Origin of the sequence: Floridaenema aerugineum BLCC-F46, assembly GCF_041929345.1 — a bacterium.
Classification (GTDB): domain Bacteria; phylum Cyanobacteriota; class Cyanobacteriia; order Cyanobacteriales; family Aerosakkonemataceae; genus Floridanema; species Floridanema aerugineum.
The window spans coordinates 21,632-28,182 of record NZ_JBHFNQ010000173.1 but is presented as its reverse complement, the minus strand read 5'-3'; the positions used below and the strand labels follow the sequence as shown (position 1 = coordinate 28,182).

Below are 6,551 nucleotides of genomic sequence, written 5' to 3'. Positions count from 1 at the left end.
TTTTTTTTTTTTTGTTTTTTAAAAAACAACAAAAAAATTTTTTTTTTTTTTGTTGGGGGGTTGTTTTCTCCCCCCGCCCCATTTTTACTTTATTTAGATCTACCTACTTAGTCCTTCTATGTGGCAAAAAAGGACTAAAGTCCTCACAACAAACAAATTTAAAGATTTGAGCCTGTTCAGTAAATTTTTAGTATAAGAAAAAAAATCAAGGGTTTAGCTGTTAAGTGAAATTTTTGACTTCTTATATAAAACTATGTAAAAACTTATAGAACTATGGTAATTTTACGGAGTGATTCGGGAAGAATAAGAAGGAGAATAAAGTAATTGATAAATTTGCCTGGTTAAGCGAGGCTGGGGATAATGAATTCTCAAATAGTGACTGCGAATGGGTTAGGTTGGGCAAATATAGACCGATTTTTTGAACTATCGGTTGATTTACTTTGTATAGCTAGTTTTGATGGTTATTTTCAGCTTTTAAACCCTGCTTGGGAGAGAACGCTAGGTTTTACACAAGCTGAACTTATGGCAAAACCCTTTATTGAATTTGTACATCCAGAAGATCAAGCTGCGACTATTGCAGAAGCCCAAAAATTAACCACAGGTGCAAAAGCTATTTCTTTTGAGAATCGTTATCTGTGTAAAGATGGTTCTTACAAGTGGTTGTCTTGGAATACCAACCCTTGTTTAGAGGAAGAGTTGTTGTATGCTGTTGCTCATGATGTTACCAAACGTAAGGAGACAGAAAACTCTCTCAACCGCTTGGCGCAAATTTTAGAAACTACAACAGATTTTGTGGGTACTTACGACATTCGCCAAGGAAAGGGAGTTTACTTGAACCAAGCGGCGCGTCGGATGTTGGGCGTAGATATAGATGAAGATATCGATATAAGCGATCTCTGTGAGGTACACCCAGAATGGGTAAATAAAATTCTTAGGGAAGAAGGTTTTCCCACTGTGTTACGTGAGGGTATTTGGAGTGGGGAAATTGCTTTTTTGAGTCGTGATGGTAAGGAAATTCCGGTTTCTCAAGTAATTTTAGCTCATAAAGATGCTAATGGTCAGCCGGAATTAATTTCTACTATTGCGCGTGATATTAGCGAACAGCAAGCTGCGCTGCGCGATCTCAAACAAGTAGAACAAACTTTATTAGCAACTCAGGAAAAATTACAACATTTAATTTCTTATAGTCCAGCTGTTATTTATAGTTGCCAAGCATCAGGCAATTTTGGAGCTACCTTTATCAGCGAAAATGTGACGGCGATGATGGGCTATGAACCAAAGCAATTTATCGAAGATTCTTCATTTTGGGTTAATCATATTTTTCCCGAAGATCGATCGCGTGTTTTTGATGGATTATCTCATTTATTGGAAAATTGCTGTCACTCGCATGAATATCGCTTCCTATATAATGATGGCAAATATCATTGGGTACACGATGAATTAAAGTTAGTTAAAGATGTTGATGGGAACCTGCTGGAAATTATCGGTTGTTGGCGCGATGTGAGCGAACGCAAACAAATGGAAGCCGCACTTAAACAAGCTAACGAAACTTTAGAAATTCGCGTTCAAGAACGGACTGCTCAATTAAATAGCTTAGTTTTGCAATTAGAAAATGAAATAAAACAACGCCAACAAATAGAAGAAACATTACACAAAGAACGAGAATTTTTAGATGCTATGTTGGATAACTTAGCAGATGGAATTGTCGCCTGTGATGCCAATGGAATTTTAACTCGATTTAACCGGGCTACTCGCGAATATTGCGGCTTACCAGAATATCCAATTCCCCCGGAACAATGGTCTGAATATTACGATTTATATAAGCCCGATCGCCAGACTCGAATGCAGATGTCAGACATTCCTTTGTTTCGAGCTTTTCAGGGAGAAACTATTCAAAATGTGGAAATGGTTTTAGCTCCAAAAGACAGAAAAACTCGGACTCTTTTGGCAAGTGGTCAACCAATTATTGATGCTTCTGGTAACAAAATTGGTGCAGTGGTAGCGATGCGCGATATTACTGAACGCAAAGATGCAGAAGCAGCATTATATAATAGTGAATCTCGACTCAATAGTATTTTGAATTCCCTGCATGATGTAGTGTGGTCAGTTTCTCCCCAAACTTTACAAGCATTGTATATTAATCCGGCTGCTGAAAAAGTATATAAACGTTCATGTAAAGAATTCTTTGAAAATCCTAATTTATGGTTAGAAGTAGTTCATCCCGAAGATCGAGAGATTGCTATTAACAGTAACCTCCGAGTTTTAAGTGAAGGAAAAAGCGAAGTTGAGTACCGCATTATTCAACCTGATGGCGAAGTGCGTTGGATACACTCTCGCGCTTGGTTGATTTATGATGAAACAGGTGCAACGATTCGCATAGATGGATTATCCGCAGATATTACCGATCGCAAACAAGCCGAAGCAGCTTTACAAGAAAGTGAGTCGCGCCTCAACAGTATTTTTACTTCCTTAAAAGATGCAGTGTGGTCAGTTTCAGCGACTACATTTCAGATTTTATACCTCAATCCAGCCACAGAAAAACTTTATGGTAGATCCTGCAAAGAATTTTATGAAAACTCGAACTTGTGGGTGGAAAGTGTTCATCCAGAAGACCGCGAATATGCTTTTAGTCATCATAAAACACTGTTAGAAACAGGAAATAAAGAAATTGAATATCGGATTATTCGACCTGATGGCGAAGTGCGTTGGATTCTCGATCGCGCCTGGTTAATCTCTGATGAAAATGGTAAATTGCTGCGGATTGATGGCGTAGCTTCTGATATCACCGAACGTCAGGAAGCCGAAGAAAAATTGCGTCAAGCTAGCGCCGAATTAAAAGCAATTTTTGCAGCTTTACCCGATCTGTATTTCCGCCTCAATGTAGATGGAACTATATTAGATTACATTGCTGGAAAATCGCAATCTTTGTATGTGGCACCGTCAGAATTTATAGGAAAAACTATGCGGGAGGTTTTTCCTCCAGAGTTGGCAGAAAAATTCCATAAAGCTATAGATGAAGTGTCACAAAGTAAATCTTTTGCTAGTTGTGAATATTCCTTAGCAATGCCTGAAGGCGAAGGTTTTTATGAAGCCAGGTATTTACCTTTATTGGAAAATCAAATAATTGCCGTAGTCCGAGATATTACTCAACGAAAAGAAGCTGAACAAGCACAAGCTAGATTAATTGCCATTTTAGAAGCAACACCTGATTTTGTTGGTATTGGCACTGCTGAAGGACGAAATATTTACATAAATAAAGCAGGTCGGCAAATGGTGGGAGTAGGGGAAAATGAAGATCTTAGTAATACTTGCTTCCAGGATTATCACCCAGAATCAGTAATGGAATTGATCGTTAATGAAGTATTACCAATTGCCATTGAAAAAGGTTCATGGAGTGGTGAAACTGCATTATTGCATCGGAATGGTAGCTTAATTCCTACTTCTCAAGTAGTGATGAGTCATAAATCGGAAAATGGGCAAGTGGAATATTTTTCCACAATTATTCGGGATATTAGCGATCGCAAAAAATCCGAGGAAACTTTAGCTAAACAAGAACGCACTTTAAGAGCAATTTTGGATAACACACCGATTTGGATTTGGATGACCGATCCCAAAGGAAAAATGCAATTTATTAACAAAACTTTCTGCGAAAATGTCGGTGTTCCAGAGTCGATATTTTTGGCAGCTAGCCACTATTCCGAAATTTTAGGAGAACAAGAATCTGCCAATTGTATGGCTTCAGATGCAGCTACTTGGGCGCAAGAAACACCCTACCAAACAGAGGAAATTTTACCCTTTGTTGATGGCAAATTGCATTATTTAGAAGTTACTAAAGCTATAATTAAAGATGCCAATGGTAAAGGAATTGGTTTAATTGGTTTAGGGGTTGATGCTACAGAAAGAAAACTCCAAGCAGAAGAACTTTTGCGATCGGAAGCCAGGTACAGACAACTAGCCCAAAGGGAAGCATTACTGAATCGTTTAGCTAGCGACATTCGTAGATCGTTGGATGTTAATACAATTTTGAAAACAATTGTCTGCGAAATTCAAAGCTTATTACAAGTTGAACAATGTAACTTTGCTTGGTATTGTCAACAGACAAATCCACCAGCTTGGGACGTGGTAGCAGAAGCACAAATATCAACTATATCTAGTCAAATTGGTAAGCGTCCAATTCAAGCTAATTCCCTAATTAATCAGTTATTAAATCGGCAAATGATTTGTGTTTCGGATATGCGAAATGCCGCTAATTTAGAATGCCGAGAACTACACCGAGAATGGGGTTTTACTGCTTTATTAGCCTTGCCAATTAAAATGCCTTCTGGAGAAATGGGATTACTTAGTTGTGCTCAATATAATAAGGCAAGATATTGGAGCGAAGATGAAGTAGAATTGTTGCAAGCTGTGAGCGATCAATTAGCGATCGCCCTCTCCCAAGCAGAACTCTACACCCAAGCGCAAAATTCCGCCAAAGAAGCCCAACAAAAAGCTCAAGAATTAGAGTTAGCCTTGCATCAATTACAACAAACTCAAGCCCAACTAATTCAAACCGAAAAAATGTCATCTTTAGGGCAATTAGTAGCAGGTGTCGCTCACGAAATTAATAACCCCGTTAACTTTATTTACGGTAACTTGACACACGCTGAACAATACGCTTCAGAATTGCTCAACTTAATTGAACTATACCAAAAACACTATGCCCAACCTCCCGAAGAAATTGCCCAAGAGATTGAAGAAATCGATTTAGATTTCCTCGTCAGCGACTTACCTAAATTATTAGGCTCAATGAAAATGGGAGCCGAACGTATCCGGCAAATTGTCCTAAGTTTACGCAATTTCTCGCGCTTAGATGAAGCAGAAATGAAAGATGTAGACATTCATGAAGGAATTGATAATACATTGCTAATTCTGCAAAATCGGATTAAAGCAAAAAGCGATCGACCAGCCATAGAAATTGTTAAAGAATATGGCAAACTACCTTTAGTACAATGTTACGCCGGACAATTAAATCAAGTATTTATGAACATCATCAACAATGCTGTTGATGCCTTGGAAATGAAACATTGGGAAAAAGCTCAAACACCCTTACCTACAATCATTATTGCAACCAAACTTTCTGCTAATAAAACTCATGCTATTATCTCCATTACAGATAATGGCCCAGGAATGTCTGAACAAGTAAAATCTCACTTATTTGACCCATTCTTTACTACCAAAGCCGTTGGCAAAGGCACAGGTTTAGGATTATCTATTAGTTACCAAATCGTAGGAGAAAAACATCAAGGAACCCTTAAATGCGAATCTCAAATCAATCAAGGAGCAACCTTTATCATTGAAATTCCCATTCATCAAACCAATTAAGTCTGTTGTCACGACTTGAGTCGTTTCCAGAGTAGGACTAAAGTCCTCACAACGAACCGTCTGTTGTCACGACTTTAGTCGTTTCCAGAACTCATAAAAGCACTTAAGTGCTTACAACGAACCAGTTTATAACTCACGATAGAGTATTATTCCTCACAATTACTTCTTTAGACACAGGATGTAAATTTTTGCTTCCTCTAAGCTAAAAATAACAGTGATTAAAGACTGTTAAACCGCAGTTTTAAGCTATTTACGAGAGAGGAATAAACTCATGTTCTTTCATAAAAAAGAAACAATTCATACAGTCAATATCAACGATCCAAATCCTCGGTTCGCACAACTACTTTTAGAGCAATTTGGCGGAGCAACTGGAGAATTAACCGCCGCTTTACAATACTGGGTTCAGTCTTTTCACTGTGAGCATCCGGGAATTCGCGATATGTTACAAGATATCGCCATTGAAGAATTTAGTCACTTAGAAATGGTGGGTAAATTAATTGAAGGACATACTAAAAATGCCGATCAAACAGAAGCTTATAAAAGCACATTGTTTGCCTTGCGTGGTATAGGCCCACACTTTTTAGATAGTCAAGGAGTTTCTTGGACAGCGGCTTATATTAACGAAGGTGGCGACGTTGTGCGCGATTTACGAGCAGACATTGCTGCGGAAGCTGGTGCTCGTCAAACCTACGAAGAATTGATTAAATTGGCACCTGATGAAGGCACTAAAAACACTTTGGTACATTTGCTAACTCGCGAAATTTCTCACACCAAAATGTTTATGGAAGCTTTGCAATCTTTAGGTAAGCTAACCGATCCTTTCTTTGGTAATATTCAACCCGATCAAACTGTCGATATTTACTACAACTTATCTCAAAACGGTAAGGATGAGCGTGGGCCTTGGAATTCTCAGCCAAGCTTCCGATATGTTGCTAATCCATTGTCGGAAAAGCAATCCTAACCACAGAAAGTTAAAGACAGGGAAACTTGAACAAACAAAAGGGAGAAGTTTGGCGAGAATCGATCGCTGAACTTCTCCCTTTTCAGAAATTTTCTGAATAAACCTTTTTTTTACAATAAAAAATATGTATAATGGCAGAAATATTCGATCGCTAAACCTAGACCAAAATGCCAAAGACTTAGATTAGAAACAGTTTATACAGAAAAATCAGAAACTCCAAGATATTTAT

The 6,551-nt window shown here is 38.1% G+C and carries 2 protein-coding genes; both read left to right on the top strand.

Annotated features, from left to right (window positions below; translation table 11 throughout):
* Positions 1-360 precede the first annotated feature (360 nt).
* Entirely contained in the window at positions 361-5,361 is a 5,001-nt protein-coding gene (locus tag ACE1CC_RS22685) for a PAS domain S-box protein (protein ID WP_413272709.1), read from the top strand.
* A gap of 271 nt (positions 5,362-5,632) precedes the next feature.
* A complete protein-coding gene (locus tag ACE1CC_RS22680; RefSeq protein WP_413272708.1) occupies positions 5,633-6,322 on the top strand; it encodes a manganese catalase family protein in 690 nt (229 codons plus the stop codon).
* Positions 6,323-6,551: the final 229 nt, after the last annotated feature.